The organism is Streptomyces sp. NBC_01431 (assembly GCF_036231355.1).
Lineage (GTDB): Bacteria > Actinomycetota > Actinomycetes > Streptomycetales > Streptomycetaceae > Streptomyces.
In genome coordinates, this window is record NZ_CP109497.1 from 286,915 (window position 1) to 312,398 (window position 25,484).

At 70.2% G+C, this 25,484-nt stretch carries 3 protein-coding genes and 1 pseudogene; all 4 read left to right on the plus strand.

Going from position 1 to position 25,484, the window contains the following annotated elements:
• Positions 1 to 11: 11 nt before the first annotated feature.
• A pseudogene (locus tag OG522_RS38760) lies at positions 12 to 6,455 on the plus strand (amino acid adenylation domain-containing protein); the annotation flags it as partial.
• Entirely contained in the window at positions 6,452 to 14,332 is a 7,881-nt protein-coding gene (locus OG522_RS38765; protein ID WP_329468143.1) for a non-ribosomal peptide synthetase, read from the plus strand. The pseudogene OG522_RS38760 and the gene OG522_RS38765, both read left to right, overlap by 4 nt.
• A 13-nt stretch (positions 14,333 to 14,345) precedes the next feature.
• The gene (locus tag OG522_RS38770; protein WP_329468144.1) at positions 14,346 to 21,416 is read left to right on the plus strand and encodes a non-ribosomal peptide synthetase; all 7,071 of its coding nucleotides are present in this window, start codon (positions 14,346 to 14,348) and stop codon (positions 21,414 to 21,416) included.
• A 114-nt stretch (positions 21,417 to 21,530) separates the two neighbouring features.
• Positions 21,531 to 25,451, plus strand: coding sequence for an amino acid adenylation domain-containing protein (locus tag OG522_RS38775; RefSeq protein WP_329468145.1), 3,921 nt, complete (start codon positions 21,531 to 21,533; stop codon positions 25,449 to 25,451).
• Positions 25,452 to 25,484 lie beyond the last annotated feature (33 nt).

Genomic DNA, 25,484 nt, shown 5'->3' on the forward strand with positions numbered 1-25,484 from the left:
CCGATCAGATCCAAACGGCGACCCTGCCGGAGTTGTTCGAGGCGCAGGTGGTGAGGGCGCCGGAGCGTGTGGCGGTGGTTTTCGAGGACGAGTCCGTTTCGTATGGCGAGTTGAACGCTCGGGCGAACCGGCTGGCGCGGTACCTGATCGCTCAGGGCGTGCGGCCGGAGCAATTGGTGGCCGTCTCCCTTGAGCGGTCCGTGGACGTGGTGGTGGCGGTGCTCGCGGTGTTGAAGGCGGGCGCCGCGTATGTGCCGATCGACCCCGACTGCCCGGCCGAGCGGGTCGCGTTCATGCTGGAGGACGCGGCGCCCTCCTTCGTGCTGGACACGAACGTGCTGAACGCGGTGGATCTGAGTACCTTTCCGTCGGGGAATGTGACGGCGGCCGAGCGGTTGGGCCGGCTGTCCGCCCTCTCGGCCGCCTATGTGATCTATACGTCGGGGTCGACAGGGCGGCCCAAGGGCGTGGTGGTCCCGCACGGCAATGTGGTGCGGTTGTTCTCGGCCACGGACCACTGGTTCGGATTCGGCGCCGATGACGTATGGACGCTGTTCCATTCCTTCGCGTTCGACTTCTCCGTGTGGGAGATCTGGGGCCCGTTGCTGCACGGCGGGCGGCTCGTGGTGGTGCCGTTCACGGTGAGCCGTTCTCCGGGGGAGTTCCGGGATCTGCTGGTGCGGGAGCGGGTGACGGTGCTGAGCCAGACACCGTCGGCCTTCTACCAGCTGGCGGCGGCGGACCGTGAGGCCGGTGAGAACGGCCGGCTCGCACTGCGCCATGTGGTGTTCGGCGGTGAGGCGCTGGACGTGTGGCGGCTGGAGGAGTGGTACCAGCGGCACGCGGACGCGGCGCCCGTCCTGGTGAACATGTACGGGATCACCGAGACGACGGTGCACGTGAGTTACGTGGCGCTGGATTCGGGCCGGGTGGCGCGGAGCGCCGGGAGTGTGATCGGCCGGGAGATTCCGGATCTGGCGGTCTACGTGCTGGATTCGGAGCTGCGTCCGGTGCCGGAGGGCGTTGCCGGGGAGCTGTATGTCGCGGGCGCGGGACTGGCACGCGGCTATCTGAACCGCGGCGCTCTGACGGCGGAGCGGTTCGTGGCGGACCCGTTCGGTGTGGCGGGCAGCCGGATGTATCGCACCGGCGACGTGGCGCGGTGGACCGCCGACGGTGAGCTGGAGTTCGTGGGCCGTGCGGACGATCAGGTGAAGATCCGGGGGTTCCGGATCGAGCTGGGTGAGATCGAGGCGGTGCTCGCGGTTCAGGCCCAGGTGGCGCAGGCAGTCGTGGTGGTGCGTGAGGATCGCCCCGGCGACAAACGCCTCGTCGCCTATGTCGTCCCCGACGCGGGCACCTCGCCCGATCTCGACGCACTCCGCGCCCGCTCGGCCGAGCGGCTGCCCGACTACATGGTGCCCTCGGCCTTCGTCGTCCTCGACCAGGTGCCCCTGACCATTAACGGGAAGTTCGACCGCAAGGCGCTGCCCGCCCCAGAAACCCCCCGTGCCACGACGAGCCGTGCCCCGCGCACCCCGCAGGAGGAGACCCTGTGCCGGCTGTTCGCCGAGGTCCTTGGGGTGGCGCGGGTCGGAGCGGAGGACAGCTTCTTCGACCTGGGCGGCCACTCGCTGCTCGCCACACGCCTGGTGTCGCGGGTGCGCTCGGAGCTGGGTGTCGAGCTCGCCGTCGCCACGCTCTTCGAATCGCCCACGCCGGCCCTGCTGGCCGGCCCCCTCGCGGGCGCGGACGCCGCCCGGGAAGGCGTACGCCGCCAGGAACGGCCCGGCGCCCTGCCCCTGTCGTTCGCCCAGCGCCGCCTGTGGTTCCTGGACCGCTTCGAGGGCGGCGGGTCCACCTACAACCTCGCGTTCGAGCTGCGCCTGGCCGGCGACTTGGACCGCGGCGCACTGAGGTCCGCGCTGAATGACGTGGTGGCCCGGCACGAAAGCCTGCGCACGGTGTTTCCTGAGGTCGACGGCGTGCCGCGGCAGCTGGTCCGGCCGGTCGCCTCCGTCGTTCCGGCCGAGACCGAGGTGTCGCGGACAGGGTTGCGGGAGGCGGTCACCACCGAAGCGGGGCGCCCCTTCGACCTCTCGGCCCAACTCCCGCTCCGCGCGCATCTGTACACGCTCGGCGACCGCGAGCACGTACTCGTCCTGACCATCCACCACATAGCCGCCGACGGCTGGTCGCTGGACCCGCTGGCGCGGGACCTGTCGCTGGCGTACACCGCGCGGTGCTCCGGCAACTCGCCCCAGTGGCATGAACTCCCCGTCCAGTACGCCGACTTCGCCCTGTGGCAGCATCGGGTCCTGGGCGACGACCAGGACCCGGTGAGCCCGGTGTCACAGCAGATGACCCACTGGCGGCAGGCCCTGGAGGGCATCCCCGCCGAGCTGAACCTGCCGGCCGACCGGCCCCGCCCCGCGGTGCTGAGCGCGAGCGGCGGCCTGGTGGACTTCAGGCTTTCCCCCGCCCTGCACCGCGGACTCGCGCAGCTGTCGGGCGAGAACCGCTCGACGCTCTTCATGGCGCTCCAGGCGGGGCTCGCGGCGCTGCTCTCACGGCTCGGCGCGGGCCACGACATCCCGATCGGAACCCCGGTCGCGGGCCGTACGGACGAGGCGCTCGACCACCTCGTCGGCTTCTTCGTCAACACACTGGTGCTGCGCACGGACACCTCGGGCGATCCCGGCTTCCGTCAACTCCTCGATCGAGTAAGGGAATTCGACCTGGCCGCGTACGCGCACCAGGACGTGCCTTTCGAGCGCGTGGTGGAAGCCGTCAATCCGGAGCGGTCCACCTCCCGGCACCCCCTGTTCCAGGTGATGCTCGCGTTGCAGAACAACCCGGAGCCCCGTCTCGACCTGCCGGGCCTCGACGCGCGGATGCGCCAACTGCGCACCTCGACCGCCAAGTTCGACCTCACCTTCGACCTGGTGGAGCGCTACGGCGACGACGGCGCGCCTCGCGGGGTCGAAGGCGTCGTGGAATACAGCACGGACCTCTTCGACCGGGCCACCGTCGAAGCCATGGTGGCCCGCCTCGTCCGCCTCCTTGAGGCCGTGGTCGCCGACCCGGAACTTCCCCTGGGCCAGGTCGAGCTGCTGTCCGCGGACGAACGCGAGCAGGTCCTCGTGGGCTGGAACGACACCGCCCGCGCCATCGACCCGGCGACCCTGCCGCAGTTGATCGAGGAGCAGGCCGCCAGGGCCCCGGAGCGGCCCGCGCTGGTCTTCGGCGACGAGTCGATCACCTACGCGGAACTCAACGCGCGCGCCAACCGCCTCGCCCGCTTCCTCATCGGGCGCGGGATCGGCCCCGAGCAGGTGGTGGCGCTCGCCATGCCCCGCTCCGTCGAGCTGATCACTGCACTGACAGCGGTGGTCAAGGCCGGCGCGGCCTACCTTCCGGTCGACCCCGACTATCCCGCCGACCGCATCGCCTTCATCCTCGAAGACGCCGCGCCGGCCCTGCTCCTGACCACATCGGCCGTCAACGGCGCGCTACCCGGAACACCGGGCCCGCGCCGACTGGTCGTCGATGGGGACCCCGTCACCGCGCAGGCGGCGGGGATGGACGCCGGTGACGTACGGGACATCGAGCGCACCATGGCGCTGAGCGTCGACCATCCCGCCTACGTCATCTACACCTCCGGCTCCACCGGGACGCCGAAGGGCGTCGTGGTCACCCATCGGGGCCTGGCCCCCTTCGCCGCGACGGAGGCCGCCCGCTTCTTCGTCACCCCGGACAGCCGTGTCCTTCAGTACGCCTCGCCCAGCTTCGACGCCGCGGTGCTTGAGGTGTGCATGGCGCTGGCGACCGGTGCGGCGCTGGTGGTCCCGCCACCCGGCCCGCTCGTCGGCGACGCGCTGGCAGAGGTCCTCGCCGGTAACCGGGTCACCCATGCGTTGATCCCGCCGACCGCCCTCGCCAGCGTTCCGGCCGCGGACCTGCCCACCCTGCGGACCCTGGTGGTGGGCGGTGAGGCCTGCTCCGCCGAGCTCATCGCACGCTGGGCCCCGGGCCGCCGGATGGTCAACGCGTACGGGCCGACGGAGGCGACGGTGGCGGCGACCATGAGCGCCCCGCTGTCGCCGCGGACCGGCGCCCCGCCGATCGGCAGGCCGGTGTGGAACACCCGGGTCTACGTGCTCGACGCGGGGCTGCGGCCCGTGCCGCCCGGTGTCGTCGGCGAGCTGTACATCGCGGGCGACGGACTCGCGCGCGGCTATCTCCACCGGCCTTCGCTCACTGCTGAGCGGTTCGTGGCCAGTCCGTACGGCCCGCCGGGTGCCCGGATGTACCGCACGGGTGACGTCGTCAAGTGGACGGACGCCGGAGAGCTCGCCTACCTGGGCCGGGCCGACGACCAGGTGAAGCTGCGCGGCTTCCGCATCGAGCTGGGCGAGATCGAAGCCGTACTGGCCCGTCACGTCGACATCGAACGCGCCGTGGCGACCATCCGGGAGGACCGCCCGGGGCACAAACAACTCGTCGCATATGTGGTACCGGCGTCCGGTGCCGACCCGGACCAGGCAGAGCTGCGCAAGCATGCCGCCCAGGCCCTGCCCGACTACATGGTGCCGACCGCCTTCGTGCCCCTGGAACGGCTGCCCTTCACGCCGAACGGCAAGCTGGACCACAAGGCTCTGCCCGCCCCCGAGCGCACCGGTACGGGAGCCGGTCGCGCCCCGGGCACATGGCAGGAAGAGGTGCTGTGCGGACTGTTCGCGGAGCTGCTCGGCCTGGAACAGGTAGGCGTCGAGGACAGCTTCTTCGACCTGGGCGGCGACAGCATCGTCTCCATCCAGCTGGTCAGCGGCGCCCGCAAGGCGGGCCTCGTCATCACCGCACGCGATGTGTTCCGCCACCGCACGGTCGCGGCGCTCGCCGCCGCCGGCACCCAGGAGGCCCAGCGGCCCACCGGCGCGGCGGACAACGGCGTCGGGCCGATCCGGCCCACCCCGATCATCGAGTGGCAGCGCGAACGCGGTGGTCCGGTGGACCGATTCAGCCAGACCATGCTGATCAGGGTCCCGGCGGACCTGGGCCGGGAGCGGCTGGCGCGAGCCCTTCAGGACCTGCTCGACCACCACGACGCGTTGCGCATGACGCTGACCCGGGGCGCGGACGGCGAACCGTGGGCCCTTGATGTCGCCCTGCCCGGCACCGTACGGGCCGAGGAGTGCGTCGTGCGGACCGACATCGCGGCGTTGGCCGCGGCGGGCGACGACAGCGCGCTGCGCGAAGCGATCGCTGCCGCTACGCAGGAGGCCCTCGGACGGCTGGCCCCAGCCGCCGGCCGCATGGTTCAGGCAGTCTGGTTCGATGCCGGACCGGGGCGGCCGGGCAAGCTCCTCCTCGCCCTGCACCACGTGGTGGTCGACGGCGTGTCCTGGCGGATTCTGGTGCCCGACCTCATCGAGGCCTGGCGAGCCGCGGGCTCCGGCCGGCCGGCCGAACTGCAACCGGTGGGCACCTCGTTCCGCCGCTGGTCCCAACAGCTGACCGCCTCGGCCCGAAGCCCCGAGCGGATCGCCGAACTCCCCTTCTGGGAAAGCCAGTTGAACAAGACGGGCAAGCCGCTGGGAACTCGGCCGCTTGACCCGGGCCGGGACACCACGGGAGCGGCCGCCCAGCTCACCCTGAGCCTGGAACCGGAACGGACGGTTCCCGTCCTGACCAGCGTGCCCAGCGCGTTCAACGCCGCGGTCAACGATGTGCTGCTCACCGCGCTGGCCATCGCCGTGGCCGACTGGCGCCGGCGCCGCGGCGGCGAGGGCACCGCGGTGCTGCTCGACGTGGAAGGCCACGGCCGGGAGGAGTTCGCCCCGGGCATCGACCTCTCCCGTACGGTCGGCTGGTTCACCAGCCTCTTCCCCGTCCGGCTCGACCCGGGCCGGGTGGGGCGGGACGAGGTGCGGTCCGCGGGCCCGGCCGCCGCAGAGGCGCTCAAGCGGGTGAAGGAGCAGCTGCGGACGCTGCCGGACAACGGCATCGGCTTCGGCATGCTCCGCCATCTCAACCCGTCGACGGGCACGGTACTGGCGGCCCACCCGAGCCCGCAGCTGTCGTTCAACTACCTGGGTCGCTTCGCCGCCCCCGCGGAGGCAGAGGCAGCGGAGTGGACCCCCGACCCCCTGGTGGACGTGCTGAGCGCCGGAGCCGACTCCGAGCTGCCGCTCGCCCACCTTCTGGAACTCAATGCGCTGACCCAGGACGGCGCGGACGGCCCCAGGCTTGTCGCCACCTGGTCGTGGCCGGACGGAGTGTTGTCCGAGCCCGACGTGCGCGAACTGGCAGAGGCCTGGTTCGACGCCCTGGACGCGCTGTCGGCCCATGTGGAACGGGCCGGCGCCAGTGGCTGGACTCCCTCGGACCTTCCGTTGGTGTCGTTGTCGCAAGAAGAGATCGACCTGTTGGAATCCGAGTGGAGGACCTCATGACCAAGCCGGGAATCGCCGACGTTCTGCCCCTGTCGCCCCTGCAAGAGGGCATGCTCTTCCTCGCGCTCTACGACGAGAACGCGGTCGACGCCTACACGGCGCAGCTCACCTTCGATCTCGAAGGCCCCCTCGATCCGGCGCGCCTGCGCGCCGCCGGTGAGGCGCTGCTGCGCCGCTACCCCAATCTGGGTGCCGGCTTCCGGCACGAGAAGCTGAGCCGGCCGGTCCAGGTCATTCCGCACCAGTGTGAACTGCCCTGGCAGGAAGTGGACTTGGCGGCGATGGACGCCGAGGAGCGGGAGGCCGCGTTCGCCCGTGTCGCCGAGACCGAGCGGACCCGCCGGTTCGACCTCAGCCGCCCGCCACTGCTGCGCTTCACCCTCGCGCGCCTGGCGCAGGACCAGTACCGTCTCGTGCTCTCCTTCCACCACATTCTGCTCGACGGCTGGTCCTTCCCCCTCGTGGTGAACGACCTGTTCGAGCTGTACGCGCGGAGCGGGGACGAGACGGCCCTGCCGAAGGTGACGCCCTACCGCGACTACCTCGCCTGGCTCTCCCAGCAGGACCGGGGCGGCGCCGAGACGGCGTGGCGCGCGGCCCTCGACGGAGACGTGGAGCCCACCCTGCTCGCCCCGGCCGACGCGGCCAACGGGGTGCGGGTGGCGCCGCAGGAATTCACCGTCGAGCTGTCCGAAGAGGTCACGGCCAAGCTCAACTCCCTTGCCCGCGCCCAGGGATGGACGATGAACACCCTCGTCCAGGGCGCCTGGGGCCTGTTGCTCGCCGCGGCCACGGGGCGCAGCGACGTGCTGTTCGGCGCCACCGTCTCCGGCCGTCCGGCCGAGTTGCCCGGTGTCCAGTCGATGGTGGGTCTGTTCATCAACACCATTCCGGTACGGGTGGGCTTCCACCACGCCGAGTCGCTCGCGGAGCTGTTCGCACGGATCCAGGAACAGCAGACCGACCTGATGGACCACCACCACCTCGGGCTCACCGAGATCCAGCGGCTCGCCGGTCACCGCGCGCTCTTCGACACGCTCGCCGTCTTCGAGAACTACCCCTTCGACTCGCGGGACCTGAACAAGTCGGTCGACGGCGTACGCGTCTCGGGATTCACCGGCCGCGACGCCACGCACTACCCCCTGAGCCTCATCGCCTATCCCGGCGAGCGCATGGTCCTGCGGGTGGGGCACCGCCCCGACCTGGTGGACCGGACCTCCGCCGAGTCGCTCGTCGCGCGTCTCGTCCGGATCTTCGAGGCGGTCGCGGCCGACCCGCAGCGGAGCGTCGCCTCGCTCGACGTCCTGACGGACGGTGAGCGCAAGCTGGTCCTCACGCAGTGGAACGACACGCACCACCCCTCGCGCGGCAGGCATGAAGCCGGCGGAGCCACCCTGCCCCAGCTGTTCGAGGAGAGGGCCGCGCAGATACCGGACCGCACCGCCGTGGTGTTCGAGGGGCAGTCACTCACATACGCGGAACTGAACTCCCGAGCCAACCGGTTGGCCCGCCACCTCATCGAACAGGGCGCCGGACCCGAGCAGTTCGTGGCGCTCGCGGTGCCGCGCTCGCTCGACCTGATCATCTCGCTGCTGGCGGTGGAGAAGGCGGGCGCCGCCTACCTCCCCCTCGATCCGGATCACCCCGCTGAGCGGATCACGTACGTCATCGAGGAGTCCCGGCCCCGCCTGCTCCTGACCAACGGGGCGACGGCCGAGACGCTGCCCGCCGGCGACACCCCGGTGCTCGTCGTCGATGCTCCGCAGAGCATCGAGGCGCTCGCCGGGTACACGGACGATGATGTGACGGACTCGGACCGGACGGCGCCACTGGACGCCCGGCACCCGGCCTACGTCATCTACACCTCCGGTTCCACCGGCCGGCCCAAGGGCGTGGTGGTCCCGCACTGCGGCATCGTCAACCGCCTCGCCTGGATGCAGGGGCAGTACGCACTGGCGGCCGACGATCGGGTGCTGCAGAAGACCCCGGCCGGCTTCGACGTATCGGTGTGGGAGTTCTTCTGGCCGCTCACCGAGGGTGCCACCCTCGTGGTCGCCAAGCCCGACGGGCACAAGGACCCGGCGTACCTGGCCGAGGTGATACGTACCGAAGGCGTGACGACGGCGCACTTCGTGCCGTCCATGCTGCGAGCGTTCCTCGCCGAGCCGGCGGCGGCCGGGTGCACGGCGCTGCGCCGCGTCGTGTGCAGCGGTGAAGCCCTGTCCGCCTCGCTGCGCGACGAGTTCTTCGGGGTGCTCGACGCGGAGCTGCACAACCTGTACGGCCCGACCGAGGCGTCGGTGGACGTCACCTTCTGGCAGTGCCGTGCGGAAGACACCGCGAGTGTGGTGCCGATCGGCCGTCCGGTGTGGAACACCCGGGTCTACGTACTGGATTCAGCGCTGCGGCCGGTGGCGCCCGGGGTCGCGGGTGACCTCTATCTGGCCGGCGTGCAACTGGCGCGCGGCTATCTGCACCGGCCGTCCATGACCGCGGAGCGTTTTGTCGCGGATCCGTTTGGTGGGGTGGGTTCGCGGATGTATCGGACGGGTGATGTGGCGCGTTGGGGTGGGGGTGGGGTGCTGGAGTTTTTGGGGCGTGTTGATGATCAGGTGAAGGTGCGGGGTTTCCGTATTGAGTTGGGTGAGATTGAGGCGGTGTTGGCTGGTTGTTCGCAGGTGGGTGGGGCTGCGGTGGTGGTGCGTGAGGAGGGGGTGGGGGATCAGCGGTTGGTGGCGTTTGTGGTGTCGGCGTCTGGTGTTGGTGGGGTGGATGTTGGGGTGTTGAGGGGTGAGGTTGCGGCGGTGGTTCCGGAGTACATGGTGCCGTCGTTGTTTGTGGTGCTTGATGTGTTGCCGTTGACGTCGAGTGGGAAGTTGGATCGTCGGGCGTTGCCGGCTGTGGAGGTTGTGGCTGGTGGGGGGCGTGGGGCGAGGGGGCCGGGTGAGGAGATTTTGGCGGGTCTTTTCGCTGAGGTGTTGGGTGTGGCCCGGGTTGGTGTGGATGAGTCTTTCTTTGATCTGGGTGGTCATTCGCTGCTTGCTACGCGGTTGGTGTCGCGGGTGCGGTCGGTGTTTGGTGTGGAGTTGTCGGTTCGTAGTTTGTTTGAGGCGCCGACGGTGGCGCGGCTTGCGGTGGAGTTGGTGGGGGCGGGTGGTGCGCGTCAGGGTGTGCGTCCGTATGCCAGGCCCGAAGCCGTCCCGCTTTCCTACGCCCAGCGTGGCCAGTGGTTCCTGAACCGGTTCGATGATGGCAGCGGCGCCTACAACGTCATGCACTCCCTGCGCCTTTCCGGTGCGTTGGACCGAGAAGCGCTGCGGCTTGCCCTGGACGACGTGGTGGCCCGGCACGAGAGCCTGCGCACTATCTACCCCGAGTTCGACGGCACGCCCCGCCAAGTGCTCCTCGATGAGGCCGAAGTCGACTGGACCGTACGCGAGGTGACCGAGGAGTCGCTCGCACGGGCGCTCGCCGCCGAGGCGGGAGAGGGCTTCGACCTCTCGCTCGACATCCCCCTCCGGGCGGCTCTGTTCGTGCTGAGTGACTCCGAGTGTGTACTACTTCTGACGTTGCATCATATTGCGGCGGATGGTTGGTCGTTGGGGCCGTTGTCGCGGGATCTCTCGGTTGCGTATGGGGCGCGGGTTTCGGGTGGGGTTCCGGTGTGGTCGGGTCTTGCGGTGCAGTATGCGGATTTCGCGTTGTGGCAGCGTGAGGTTTTGGGTGGTGAGGAGGATTCGGGGAGTGAGATTTCGCGGCAGTTGGGGTTCTGGTGTGGTGAGTTGGCTGGTGTTCCGCAGGAGTTGATGCTTCCGGTGGATCGTCCGCGTCCGGTGGTTTCTTCTGGGCGTGGTGGGTTGGTGGAGTTTGCTTTGGATGGGGGGTTGCATCGGGGTGTGGTGGGGCTTGCCCGGTCGGGGCGGGCGAGTGTGTTCATGGTGTTGCAGGCGGGGCTTGCGGTGTTGTTGTCGCGGTTGGGTGCGGGTGACGACATTGTGGTGGGCACGCCGGTGGCGGGTCGTACGGATGAGGCGCTCGATGATCTTGTCGGGTTCTTTGTGAACACGTTGGTGTTGCGTACGGATACGTCGGGGGATCCGTCGTTCGGTGAGTTGGTGGGTCGTGTCCGTGAGTGGGATCTGGCGGCGTACGGTCATCAGGATGTGCCGTTCGAGCGTCTGGTGGAGGCACTCAGGCCCGAGCGGTCCACGGCCCGGCACCCGCTTTTCCAGGTGATGCTCGCGTTGCAGAACAACGCCGAGGCCCACCTCGAACTGCCCGGCATCACGGCCACGCCGGAGCCGGTGGACATCGCCACGAGCAAGTTCGATCTGGCCCTCGACTTCACCGAGCGCTTCGCCGCCGACGGCACGCCGGACGGCATCGACGGCTTCCTCCAATACAGCGCGGACCTGTTCGACCGGGAGACCGTCGAAGCACTGGTGGCGCGCCTGGTGCGGGTCCTGGAGTCGGTCGTCGCCGAACCCGGACGCCGGATCGGCTCCGTGGAGGTGCTGTCGCAGGCCGAGCGCGAACGGGCCCTCGTGACGTGGAACGCCTCCGCGCACCAGCTTGCTCCGGCCACCCTGCCGGAGCTGTTCGAGGCGCAGGTGGCCCGAGCCCCGGGCAGTACCGCTCTCGCTGTCGGCGACGAGACCGTCACCTACCAGGTGCTGAACGCCCGAGCCAACCGCCTCGCCAGGCTGCTGATCGGCCGGGGAGCGGGCCCCGAGCAGGTGGTGGCGCTGGCCCTGCCCCGCTCCGCGGACCTGATGGTGGCCCTGCTCGCGGTCGTCAAGACGGGCGCCGCCTATCTGCCCGTCGACCCGGAGTACCCGGCCGAGCGCATCGCCTTCATGCTGAAGGACGCCGCCCCCGCTCTGGTGCTGACCACGAGCGGGACCCCGATCGAGACAGCGGCACCGGTCCTGCTGCTCGACGAGCCGGGGACCGCCGAGGCCCTTGCGGTCCATTCGGACGCCGACGTGAGGGACGCGGACCGGATCACCGCGCTCACCGCTCGGCACCCTGCGTACGTCATCTACACCTCGGGCTCCACCGGCACCCCCAAGGGCGTCGTCGTCACCCACGCCGGCCTCGCCAACCAACTGCGCTGGCTCGCCGCGGAGATCGGGCTGACCCCGCAGGACGTGGTGCTCGCCCGCACCCCGGTCAGTTTCGACGCGGCCGGCGGTGAGCTGTGGACACCGCTGGTCTCCGGCGCGGCCGTGGCCATGGCGTCGCCCGAGGCGACCCGCGACCCCGAGCAGCTGCTCGCGTTCATTGGACACCAGGGCGTCACGGTGGCCCAGTTCGTCCCGTCCCTGCTGGCCGCGACGCCGCTGGACGAGCGGGGCCGCGGCATCCGGGCGCTCCTCTCGGGCGGTGAGGCACTTCCGGTGGCGCTGGCCAGAGAAGCGGCCGCGGCCTGGGACGCACGCGTGATCAATGTGTACGGTCCGACCGAGGCCACCGTCCAGGCCACGGCCGGAAGCCTTGACGGCCTCGGCGACGGCCCCGTAACTGTCCCGATCGGCCGTCCGGTGTGGAACACCCAGGTGTACGTACTGGACGGACTGCTCCGTCCGGTGCCGGACGGAGTCACGGGCGAGGTCTGCATCGCGGGCGACCAGCTCGCCCGCGGCTACCTCAACCGCCCCGCCCTGACCGCCGAACGCTTTGTCGCCGACCCTTATGGACCGGCCGGCGGCCGGCTCTACCGGACCGGCGACCTGGCGCGCCGTACGGCGGCCGGGCAGCTGGAGTACGTCGGCCGCGCCGACGACCAGGTGAAGCTGCGCGGCTTCCGGATCGAACTCGGCGAAATCGAGGCCGTGTTGGCCGCTCACCCCGAAGTGGGCCAGGCCGCGGCGGCCGTCCGCGAGGACCAGCCGGGCCAGCAGCAGCTGATCGGTTACGCGGTCCCGGCGACAGCGCACAAGAAGCTGGACCCGACCGTGCTGCGCAAGCACATGGGCGCCGCCGTTCCGGAGCACATGGTGCCCGCGGTGGTGGTCGTACTCGACGAGCTGCCGCTGACCCCGAACGGCAAGCTCGACCGCAAGGCCCTGCCCGCCCCGGACTTCCGGCAGGGGAAGTCCATGACCGCTGCGCGAACCCCGCAGGAGGAGATCCTCTGCGTGCTGTTCGCGGAGCTGCTGGGCCTTGAACACGTAGGTGTCGAGGACAACTTCTTCGACCTGGGCGGCGACAGCATCGTCTCCATCCAGCTGGTCAGCCGGGCCCGTACCGCCGGTCTGTCGATCACACCCCGTGCGGTGTTCCAGCACAAGACCGTCGAGGCGCTGGCCGCTGCCGCGGGTTCGGTCGCGGGCCATGTCAGCAGCGGAGCCGATGCCGGTATCGGCAAGGTGCCGCTCACCCCGATCGTCCACGAGCTGCGCGAACGGGGCGGCCCGATCGGCCGGTTCAGCCAGACGAGCCTGCTCAGGGCGCCCAAGGAGCTGGACCAGAAGTCGCTGGACCAGGCAGTGCAGGCGATCCTCGACCACCATGACGCACTGCGCATGCGGCTCGACCGTCCCGCCGCCGGTGTCGGCGAATGGGTCCTCGACATCGCACCCCGAGGCGCGGTGCGCGCTGCGGACTGCACGCGACGGGTGGCGGCGGCAGACCTCGGTGAGGAGGCGATGGCCGCCCTGCTGGCTCAGGAGGCCGAGGCCGCGGGCGCCCGGATCGCGCCCGAGGACGGGAAGATGTTCCAGGTGGTCTGGTTCGACGCGGGGGCGGGCCAACAGGGCCGACTGCTCCTCGTCGGTCACCACCTCGTCGTGGACGGCGTCTCCTGGCGCATCCTGGAGATGGACCTGGCCGAGGCCTGGGCGGCGGTGGCCGCCGGGAAGGAACCCGAACTCCCGTCCGTCGGCACGTCGTTGCGCAACTGGGCCGAGCTCCTCGTCTCCGACGCCTACAAGACAGAGCGGGTCAAGGAAGTCGATCTGTGGAACGAGCTCCTGGAGACGCCCGACGTCCTTCTGAGCGACCGGCCGCTCGACCCGACGATGGATGTGGCGAGCACGATGCGCTACGTCAAGCACGCGCTCTCCACCGAGTGCACGACTGCGCTCCTGACGACGGTGCCGGCGGCGTTCAACGCCGGTGTCAACGACGTGCTGCTCGCCGCGCTGGCGCTGGCCGTCGCGGACTGGCGGCGCGGCCGCGGCGAGGACGATGAGAGCGAAACCGGCGTGCTGGTCGACCTGGAGGGCCATGGCCGCGAGGAGTTCGCCGAAGGCGTCGATCTCTCCCGTACGGTCGGCTGGTTCACCAGCCTCTTCCCCGTCCGGCTCGACCCGGGACAGCTCGACTGGGACGACCTGTGGGCAGGCGGCAGCACCGCCGGTGAGGTGATCAAGCGGATCAAGGAGCAGTTGCGGGCGCTGCCGGACAACGGCCTGGGCTACGGCATGCTCCGCCACCTCAACCTGGACACCAAGCCGATGCTGGCCGACGCGCTGCCGCGGCAGCTCGGGTTCAACTACCTCGGCCGGTTCTCCGGGGCCTCCGAAACGTCCGCCGACTGGACGGCCGCGCCCGAGGCCGCCCCCGGAACCAGGGACGACAACGCTCCCATGGCGCACGCCCTGGAGCTCAATGCCCTCACCGAGGACGAGGCCGAAGGGCCGCGCCTGGCCGCGGCCTGGTCCTGGCCGCAGGTGCTGTTCTCCGAGCGGGACGTACGGGAGCTGAGCGAGACCTGGGAGCGGGCTCTTGAAGCGTTCGTCACACACGTCGAGCGGGGCGGAGCGGGCGGCCACACCCCGTCCGACCTGTCCCTGGTGTCTCTGACCCAGGAGCAGATCGACGAGCTGGAGAACGAGCTGGACGACGAGTACGACGACGAAGACGGCGTGTGAGGGAGAGCGGACTGTGAAGCAATCGCGTATCGAGGACGTTCTTCCCCTGACGCCTCTGCAGGAAGGGTTGTTGTTCCACGCGTCCTACGACGCGGATGCGGTGGATCTCTACACCGTGCAGTCCGTCTACGAGCTGGAGGGGCCGCTTGACGCCGACGTGCTGCGGCTCGCGGCCGGCGCCCTGCTCCAGCGCCATGCGGTGCTGCGGGCCGGGTTCCGGCAGAAGGACGGCGCGCCGCCGGTGCAGGTCGTGCGGCGCCAGGTCCGGCTGCCCTGGACCGACCTCGACCTCAGCGGCTTGGACGCCGCCGGGCAGGAGGCCGCTCTTGCCCGGTTCCTCGACGAGGACCAGGTGCGCGGATTCGACATGGCCCGGCCGCCGCTGGTCCGGTTCGCGCTCATCAGGACCGGAACGGACCGGCACCACCTGGTGATGACCAACCACCACATCCTCATGGACGGCTGGTCGGCTCCGGTGGTGGCGGGCGACCTGTTCGAGCTGTACCGCCGGCGTGGCGATGCGAGCGGCATGCCCAAGCCGGCCCCCTTCCGCGACTATCTGACCTGGCTGGGCAAGCAGGACCGGAACGACTCCGCCGCGGCCTGGCGCCAGGCCCTGGCGGGGATCGTCGAGCCGACCCTGGTCGCGCCCGAAACGGCTGCCGGCGCGGGAGTTCCGGAGCACGTCGACCTGGCGCTGCCCAGGAAGCTCTCGGAGGAATTGACGGCCCTCGCACGCCGTCGGGGATGGACGGTGAACACGCTGGTCCAAGGGGCGTGGGGGCTGCTGCTGGGTACGGTGACCGGCCGGGACGACGTCACGTTCGGAGCCACCGTCTCCGGCCGGCCACCGGAGGTGACCGGCGTGGAGAGCATGGTGGGGCTGTTCATCAACACCCTGCCGGTCCGGGTGCGGATCGCCCCGGCCGAGACCCTGGCGCAGCTCCTCACCCAACTCCAGGCACAGCAGACGGAGTTGATGGACCATCAGCATCTCGGACTGACCGAGGTCCAGGCGCTGGCCGGCGTGGGCAGCCTCTTCGACACCCTGGTCGTCTTCGAGAACTATCCGGTGGACGAGGAGTCCCTGGAGGTCTCCTTCGACGGCGTGCGGATAACCGGCGTCAGTGGGCGGGACGCGACACACTTCCCGCTGTCGCTGGCGGCGGCCGCCGACGACGGGATCCAGCTGCGGCTGAGCTACCGGCCCGAGCTCTTCGACCGGGAGACCGTGACCGCCCTGACCGGGCGGCTGCGGCGGATCTTCGAAGCCATCGCGGCCGACCCGGAGCAGCGGTCGGGCGGGCTCGACGTGCTCGACCCCGGCGAGCGCGAGCAGGTCCTCGTGGAGTGGAACGACACCGGCCACGAGGTCGCCCCGGCGACCCTGCCTGAGCTCTTCGAGGACCAAGTGGCACGGACACCCGAGAACATCGCGGTGGTCTGCGGGGACGTCGAGCTGTCCTACGCGGAGCTCAACGAGCGGGCGAACAGGCTCGCGCACCACCTGATCGCCCATGGGGCGGGTCCCGAACGACTGGTGGCGCTCTCGCTGCCGCGCTCCGAGCACATGATCGTCGCCGTGCTCGCCGTCCTGAAGTCGGGTGCGGGTTATCTGCCCGTCGACCCCAAGTACCCGGCGGACCGGATCGCCTACATCCTCCAGGACTCGCCCCCGGCCCTGGTGCTCACCACCGAAGCGGTGGGCGCCGGGCTCCCGGCCACCACGAGCCCGGTGCTGGCGCTCGACGCTCCCACCACGACCGCGGCACTCGCCGCACGACCGGCGGGCAACCCGGCCGACACCGAGCGGATCGGCGCGCTGTCACCGCGGCACCCGGCCTACGTCATCTACACCTCCGGTTCCACGGGCCGGCCCAAGGGCGTACTCGTCGCGCACGAGAACGCCGTCAACCTCGCGGCCTGGGCCAAGGCGGAGATCGGTGCCGAGCGGCTGCGCCGCGTGCTCTTCACCACGTCACTCAACTTCGACGTCTCCGTCTTCGAGATGTTCGGGCCGCTGCTGCTCGGTGGCACGCTGGAAATCCTTGAGGATCTCCTCGCGCTGGCCGAGCGACCGCCGGCGAGCGGCACGGGAACGCTGGTCAGCGCCGTACCGTCGGCGTTGGCCCAACTGGCGGCCCAGGACGGTTTCGCGGTGAGCGCGGACACCGTGGTCCTCGCCGGTGAACCGCTCGGCGGACCGGCCGCCAACGCCATCCGCCAGGCCCTCTCGGCAGGCCGGCTCGCCAACATCTACGGTCCCACCGAGGCGACCGTGTACGCGACGATGTGGGCCACCGACGGCGAGGTGCCGGCCCGGCCCCCGATCGGCCGCCCGCTCCACAACACCCGGGCGTACGTACTCGACGCCCAGCTTCGGCCAGTGGCGCCGGGGGTCGCGGGCGACCTGTATCTGGCGGGGGCCGGGGTGGCCCGTGGCTACGTGAACAGGCCGGCGCTCACCGCGGAGCGTTTTGTCGCGGATCCGTTTGGTGGGGTGGGTTCGCGGATGTATCGGACGGGTGATGTGGCGCGTTGGGGTGGGGGTGGGGTGCTGGAGTTTTTGGGGCGTGTTGATGATCAGGTGAAGGTGCGGGGTTTCCGTATTGAGTTGGGTGAGATTGAGGCGGTGTTGGCTGGTTGTTCGCAGGTGGGTGGGGCTGCGGTGGTGGTGCGTGAGGAGGGGGTGGGGGATCAGCGGTTGGTGGCGTTTGTGGTGCCGGCGTCTGGTGTTGGTGGGGTGGATGTTGGGGTGTTGAGGGGTGAGGTTGCGGCGGTGGTTCCGGAGTACATGGTGCCGTCGTTGTTTGTGGTGCTTGATGTGTTGCCGTTGACGTCGAGTGGGAAGTTGGATCGTCGGGCGTTGCCGGCTGTGGAGGTTGTGGCTGGTGGGGGGCGTGGGGCGAGGGGGCCGGGTGAGGAGATTTTGGCGGGTCTTTTCGCTGAGGTGTTGGGTGTGGCCCGGGTTGGTGTGGATGAGTCTTTCTTTGATCTGGGTGGTCATTCGCTGCTTGCTACGCGGTTGGTGTCGCGGGTGCGGTCGGTGTTTGGTGTGGAGTTGTCGGTTCGTAGTTTGTTTGAGGCGCCGACGGTGGCGCGGCTTGCGGTGGAGTTGGTGGGGGCGGGTGGTGCGCGTCAGGGTGTGCGTCCGTATGCCAGGCCCGAAGCCGTCCCGCTTTCCTACGCCCAGCGTCGCCTGTGGTTCCTGAACCGCTACGACACCGAGAGCGCCGCCTACAACCTCTCGTTCGGACTCCGCTTTTCCGGCGCGTTGGACCGAGAAGCGCTGCGGCTCGCCCTGAACGACGTGGTGGCCCGGCACGAAACGCTGCGGACCCTGGTCGCCCAGGTCGACGGTGAGCCCACGCAGGTCGTGCTCGGGCACGCCGAGGCCGAGTGGGCCGTGTGCGAGGTGACCGAGGATCGGCTCTCCGGCGCGCTGGCGGCGGAGGCCGGGCGCGGGTTCGACCTCGCGGTGCAGATTCCGGTGCGTGCGGCTCTGTTCGTGCTGAGTGACTCCGAGTGTGTCCTGCTTGTGACGTTGCATCATATTGCGGCGGATGGTTGGTCGTTGGGGCCGTTGTCGCGGGATCTCTCGGTTGCGTATGGGGCGCGGGTTTCGGGTGGGGTTCCGGTGTGGTCGGGTCTTGCGGTGCAGTATGCGGATTTCGCGTTGTGGCAGCGTGAGGTTTTGGGTGGTGAGGAGGATTCGGGGAGTGAGATTTCGCGGCAGTTGGGGTTCTGGTGTGGTGAGTTGGCTGGTGTTCCGCAGGAGTTGATGCTTCCGGTGGATCGTCCGCGTCCGGTGGTTTCTTCTGGGCGTGGTGGGTTGGTGGAGTTTGCTTTGGATGGGGGGTTGCATCGGGGTGTGGTGGGGCTTGCCCGGTCGGGGCGGGCGAGTGTGTTCATGGTGTTGCAGGCGGGGCTTGCGGTGTTGTTGTCGCGGTTGGGTGCGGGTGACGACATTGTGGTGGGCACGCCGGTGGCGGGTCGTACGGATGAGGCGCTCGATGATCTTGTCGGGTTCTTTGTGAACACGTTGGTGTTGCGTACGGATACGTCGGGGGATCCGTCGTTCGGTGAGTTGGTGGGTCGTGTCCGTGAGTGGGATCTGGCGGCGTACGGTCATCAGGATGTGCCGTTCGAGCGTCTGGTGGAGGCACTCAGGCCCGAGCGGTCCACGGCCCGGCACCCGCTTTTCCAGGTGATGCTCGCGTTGCAGAACAACGCCGAGGCCCACCTCGAACTGCCCGGCATCACGGCCACGCCGGAGCCCGTCGACCGCAGCGCTGCCGCCTTCGACCTCTCCTTCGAGCTGGCGGAGCGCCACACCGAGGACGGAGCCCCGGACGGCATCGACGGCGCTGTCCACTACAGCGCGGACCTGTTCGACCGGGAGACCGTCGAAGCACTGGTGGCGCGCCTGGTGCGGGTCCTGGAGTCGGTCGTCGCCGCTCCGGAGCAGCGCATCGGCGCGGTGGAGATTCTGTCGGGCGCCGAACGTGAGCGGGTGCTCGTCGAGTGGAACGACTCCGCTCGCGCGGTGACTCCGGCAACCCTGGGGGAGCTGCTGGAGGCACAGGCGGCGAGGACTCCGGACGGCACGGCGTTGGTGGACGGCGACGAGTCGGTCTCCTACGCGGAGTTGAACGCGCGGGCGAACCGCCTCGCCCGGTTGCTGATCGGCCGGGGGGTGGGCCCGGAGCGGGTCGTGGCGCTTGCGCTGCCGCGGTCGGTGGACCTCGTGGTCGCCCTGCTGGCCGTGGTGAAGGCCGGGGCGGCGTATCTTCCGGTCGATCCCGACTATCCGGCGGACCGGATCGCGTTCATGCTGGACGACGCCGCCCCCGCTCTGCTGCTGACCACCGGCGCCGGCGGGATCGAAGCGGTGGGAGAGGTGCTGCTCCTTGACGAACCGGCCGTGCTCGCGGCGCTCGCGGCGCTCGCGGACGGCGATGTGACGGATGCGGAGCGGACCGCGCCGCTGACGGTGTGGCACCCGGCGTACGTCATCTACACCTCGGGCTCCACCGGCACCCCCAAGGGCGTCGTCGTGACCCACCACGGCATCGCCTCGATGGCCGCGCTACAGGTGGAGCGGCTCGGTATCGACGCCGACAGCCGGGTGCTGCAACTGGTGTCACCGAACTTCGACCCCTTCGTCGCGGATGTCGCGATGACCCTCATGTCGGGAGCGGCCCTGGTGCTGTCGGCCGGCCGGCGCAAGCTGGTGGGCCGGGAGCTGGCGGAGCTCATCCACGAGAGCGGGACCACCCACGTGCAGCTGGCGGCCTCGGTGCTCGGGGGGCTTCCCGCCACTGGACTGCCGGGCCTGCGCGGCGTGGTGGTCGGCGGGGAGGTCTGCTCGGCCGAGCTGGTGGCCCGCTGGTCCGCCGGGCGCACGATGGTCAATGCCTACGGCCCGACGGAGTCGACGGTGGCCGCCTCGGTGAGTGGGCCGCTGTCGGCCGGGACGGGTGCGCCGACCATCGGGCGACCGGTGTGGAACACCCAGGCGTACGTTCTGGACGAGGCACTGTCCCTGGTGCCGCCGGGGGTGCCGGGTGAGCTGTACATCGCTGGTGCGGGTCTGGCGCGCGGCTATCTGAACCGTCCGTCACTGACCGCCGAGCGGTTCGTGGCGAATCCCTTCGGGGCAGCCGGCAGCCGGATGTACCGCACGGGTGATGTGGTCGCCTGGACGGCCGACGGTGAGCTGCGCTACCACGGCCGCTCCGACGACCAGGTCAAGATCCGCGGATTCCGGATCGAACTCGGCGAGATCGAGTCCGCCCTGGCGGGAGACCCGCTCACCGGCCAGACGGCGGTGGTGGTCCGCGAGGACCAGCCCGGCCGCAAACAGCTGGTCGGCTACGTGGTCCCCGCGTCCGCGGAGAAGCGGCCGGACCCGGCCGCGCTGCGCAGGCGGGTGGGCGAGACCCTGCCCGACTACATGGTCCCGGCGGTCGTCGTCGTACTCGACGCACTGCCGCTGACGCCCAACGGCAAACTCGACCAACGGGCCCTGCCCGCACCCGACTTCACCACCGCGTCCCAGGGCCGCCCGCCACGCACCCCACGGGAGGAGATCCTGTGCGGGGCGTTCGCCGAGGTCCTCGGAGTGTCCAACGTCGGCATAGACGACAACTTCTTCGACCTGGGCGGCCACTCCCTGCTCATCGTGGACTTGGCGAACCGCGTCCGGGCCGTCTTCGGCATCGAGGTGACGATCCGCAGCGTCTTCGAGGCACCGACGGTGGCGGGCCTGGCCGAGCTCCTGGACGCCGGGGAGAGCGGCGACCCGCTCGATGCGCTACTGCCCCTGAGACGACAGGGCGATCGGCCGCCGCTGTTCTGCGTCCATCCCGGAATGGGCATTGGCTGGCCCTACTCAGGGCTGCTGCGCGCCGTGGACACGGACCGGCCGGTGTACGCACTACAGGCCAAGGGGCTCCTCGACGCCGCCGAACTGCCGCACAGCTTCACCGAGTTGGTCGACGACTACCTCGACCGGATCCGCACCGTGCAGCCCGTCGGGCCCTACCATCTCCTGGGCTGGTCGTACGGCGGTGTGGTGGCCCAGGCGATGGCCGCACGACTTCAGCAGCAGGGCGAGCGCGTGGCCCTGCTGAGTCTGCTCGACGCGTATCCGCTGGATGTGAATCCGGGAGTCGAGGAGCCGGGCCGGGAGCAGTTCCTGCGCGAACTCCTGGAGTCGGCGGGCCTGGTGGCCCCCGCTTCCCCGCTCGATGGCGAGCAGGTGACCGCGGCCCTGCGGGCCGCCGGATCGCCGCTGGCGGCGCTCGACGGCGGACAGCTGGACAACGTCTATCAGGTGTTCCGCAACCTCATCCGGATCAGCAAGGATGCCGCCCCGGGACACTTCGACGGCGATCTCGTCTTCTTCCGTGCCGCCGTCGGCGCCGAGGAGCTCGACCTGCGGGCCGGTAGCTGGAAGCGGTACGTCGGCGGCGAGATCGACACCTACGACGTCGAATGCCGACACGGCGAGATGACCCAACCGCACGCCGCGGCGCGGATCGGGGAAGTGCTGCGCAAGCTGCTGTCCCAGGCCCCGTGACCCTCTCCAGGACATGAACTCCCCCTGAAACAGCGTGACCGTGCGGAGCCGAGCCACGGCCGGCTCCGCACGGTCTGCCCACACACGTCGAAACCCGATCGAGGATGAGTAGCCATGTCTGACCCCCAGGCCGTCCGTCTGCCGCTGACGGCCGCCCAGTCCGGTATGTGGTTCGCGCAGCGCCTGGACCCGGAGAACCCCATCTACATCGGCGGTCAGTTCCTGGAGATCCACGGACCGGTCGAACAGGGCTGGTTCGAGACCGCGCTGCGGCAGGTGGTCCGGGAGACCGAGGCACTGCGGGTCCGGTTCGCCGAGGACGCCGACGGACTGTGGCAGTTCGTCGACCCCGACCCCGACTGGTCACTGCACGTCGTGGACCTCAGCGCCGAGCCGGACCCCCAGGCAGCCGCGGAACACTGGATGTGGACCGACCTGAGCCGGCCGGTCGATCTCACCCGGAACCTGCCGTTCGCCTTCGCCCTCATCAAAGCGGGCCCGGAGCGGTATCTGTGGTACTTCCGGTGCCACCACATCGCCCTCGACGGCTTCGGCGGTGCGCTCGTGGTGCAGCGGGTGGCCGAGCTCTATTCAGTGCTGGCCCGGGGCGAACAGCCCGGCGCGAGCCCGTTCGGCTCCCTGCGCTCGCTGGTGGAGGTCGACTCCGGATACCGGGAGTCGGAGAACTTCACCCGGGATCGGGAGTTCTGGTCCGGGCACGGCGCGGATCGCATTGAGCCGGTCGGCCTGGCCAAGGAGCAGCCCAGGATGCCCCGGCGGCTGATCCGCCGGACCGCCGAACTGGAGCCCGAGGCCACCAGGAGCCTGCGCGCCGCCGCGGACGCCGCCGCCGTGACCTGGCCGCCTACGGTCACCGCCGTCTTCGCCGCCTACCTGAGCAGCCTGACCGGCGCCGCTGAAGTGACGCTCGGTCTCCCCGTCACGGCCCGGCTCGGCAAGGCCGCCCGCGCCACCCCCGGGATGGTCTCCAACGTGCTGCCGTTGCGCCTTGCGGTGCGGCCGCAGACGCCGCTGTCCACGCTGCTCGCCCACACCGCCGGCGAGATGCGCCGGGTCATGAAGCACCAGTGCTACCGGTACGAGGACATCCGCCGGGACCTGGGACTGCTCGCCGACGACCAGCGACTGGTCGGCCCGCAGGTCAACATCATGATGTTCGGCGCGGAGCTCAGGTTCGCGGGACATCTCACCGTCCCGCACACCCTCAACCTGGGCCCCGTGGACGACCTCTCCGTAGTGGTGCGCGACCGGACGGACGGCGGGCTGCGGATCGACTTCGAGGCCAACCCGGATCTGTACTCGGCCGATGAACTCGCTGCCCACCAGGACCGGTTCCTCGCCTTCGTCACCGCGCTCACCACGGCCGGCGCGGATCGGCCCGTGGGCAGCGTGGAGGTGCTCTCGGCGGCCGAGCGTCATCAGGTGCTCGTGGACTGGGCCGGCGCGGGCGGAACGGTTCCCACGGTCACACTGACCGGGCTGTTCGAGGCCCAAGCGGCCCGCACGCCAGAGCGCGCCGCGTTGACCCACGGCGAAGAGACCCTCACGTACGGGGAGTTGAACGCACGGGCGAACCGCCTCGCTCGCTTCCTGATCGGCCGGGGAGTCGGGCCCGAGCGGCTGGTGGCGGTGTCGCTGCCACGCTCGGCGGACCTGGTGGTGGCGGTGCTCGCGGTGCTGAAGTCCGGCGCCGCGTACGTGCCGGTGGACCCGGACTACCCGGCCGAGCGGGTGGCGTACCTCCTTGAGGACTCGGCTCCGTCGTTCGTCCTGGACGAGCCCGCGCTGGCGGCGGTGGACCCCGGCCGCTTCCCGGCGGCGGATGTCACGGACGCGGAGCGCCTCGGCACCCTGTCGGGCCTCTCGGCGGCGTACGTGATCTACACGTCGGGCTCGACCGGGCGGCCCAAGGGCGTCGTCGTCCCGCATGGCAACGTGGTGCGGCTGTTCTCGGCCACGGACCACTGGTTCGGCTTCGGCACGGAAGACGTGTGGACGTTGTTCCACTCCTTCGCGTTCGACTTCTCGGTGTGGGAGATCTGGGGCCCGCTCCTGCACGGCGGACGCCTCGTGGTGGTGCCGTTCGAGGTGAGCCGCTCGCCGCGGGAGTTCCGGGCCCTGTTGGCACGCGAGCGAGTCACCGTGCTCAACCAGACGCCGTCCGCCTTCTACCAGCTGATGTCCGCGGACCGGGAGGCCGACGGCGCCGACGGCCAACTCGCCCTGCGCTACGTGGTGTTCGGCGGCGAGGCGCTGGACCTGTGGCGCCTGGGGGACTGGTACGCGCGGCACGACCAGGGCACCCCGGTCCTGGTGAACATGTACGGCATCACCGAGACGACCGTCCACGTGAGCCATGTGGCGCTGGACTCGGGCCGGGTGGCGCAGAACGCCGGGAGCGTGATCGGGCGGGGCATTCCGGATCTCAGGACCTATGTCCTTGACGGAGCCCTGCGCCCCGCCCCGGTGGGGGGCGCCGGTGAGTTGTACGTGGCGGGCGCGGGACTTGCCCGGGGCTATCTGAACCGTCCGGCGCTGACCGCGGAACGGTTCGTGGCCGACCCCTACGGCGCGCCCGGCACGCGGATGTACCGGACCGGAGACATCGCGCGCTGGACCGTGGACGGGGAGCTGGAGTTCGTGGGCCGGGCCGACGACCAGGTGAAGATCCGGGGCTTCCGGATCGAACTGGGCGAGATCGAGGCGGTGTTGACCGGCACCGACGAGGTCGCCCAAGCGGTGGTGGTGGTCCGTGAGGACCGGCCGGGCGACAAGCGCCTGGTCGCCTATCTCGTACCGGCCAAGGGCGCGGACCTGGACACGACGGCGCTGCGGGCGCTTGCCGCGGACCGGCTGCCGGGGTACATGGTGCCCGCGGCGTTCGTGACGATGGACGGCCTGCCGCTCACCGGCAACGGGAAGCTCGACCGCAAGGCGCTGCCCGCGCCCGAGGCGCCGGCGCGGGCCGCCGGACGCGGGCCGCGCAACCTGCGGGAGGAGATCCTGTGTGACCTGTTCGCCGAGGTGCTCGACCTGGCCCGGGTGGGCGTGGACGACAACTTCTTCGACCTGGGCGGCCATTCACTGCTCGCGACCCGGCTCCTGAAGCGGATCCAGGCAACGCTGGGGGCGGACCTGACCATCCGGAGCCTCTTCGAGGCCCCCACCCCCGAGACCCTCGCCGCGCGGCTCGACGACGACGGCAGCCAGGGCGGCCCGCACGACGTACTCCTGCCCCTGCGGTCCTTCGGCAGCCGGCCCCCGGTGTTCTGCGTGCACCCGGCAGGCGGCCAGGCCTGGTGCTACTCGGGTCTGATCAGACACCTGGGCCAGGAGTATCCGCTGTACGGCCTGCAAGCCCGCGGACTCGACCGTCCGGAGGAACTGCCCCGGACCATCGAGGAGATGGCCGAGGACTACATCGCTCACATCCGCACCGTGCAGCCGGCCGGCCCCTACCGTGTCGTGGGCTACTCGGCGGGCGGTGTGATCGCCCACGCGATAGCCACCCGGCTTCAGCAGGACGGTGACACGGTCGACCTCCTGGGCATCCTCGACACCTATCCCAATCAGCGGATGCCCGCGATCACCGAGCAGGACGTGCTCGCCGACATGCTCGACTGGGTCGGCTACGACCGCAGGTATCTGGGCAAGGCGCCGCTGACCCATGCCCGCGTCACCCAGGTCCTGCAGAAGCTGGGGAGCGCGCTGGCCACCCTGGAGGAGCGGCACGTCGCGGCCATCGTGAAGGTGTACGCGAACATCAGCGAGTTGTTCAACGCGTTCAAGCCCGGACATTTCGAAGGCGACGTCCTGCTGGTCGTAGCGACCCTTGACAAGATCGACATCTCTCCGACCCCCGAGACCTGGAAGCCACATGTCGGCGGAGAAATCGAGATCCGCGAGGTGGACCACAAGCACCAGGACCTGGTGAAACCCGCGCCACTCGCGGAAGTCGGCCGCATTCTCGCGGAGAAACTCGCCCAGATCGACGGCGCCGCGGCCCGGCCATGACAGCCCGGACCGTCGACGTACCCCTGAGGCCAA

Excerpts from the sequence above, each read along its gene's own strand:
- OG522_RS38765 (WP_329468143.1), top strand. The coding sequence starts at position 6,452 with ATGACCAAGCCGGGAATCGCCGACGTTCTGCCCCTGTCGCCCCTGCAA.
- OG522_RS38775 (WP_329468145.1), top strand. The coding sequence starts at position 21,531 with ATGTCTGACCCCCAGGCCGTCCGTCTGCCGCTGACGGCCGCCCAGTCC.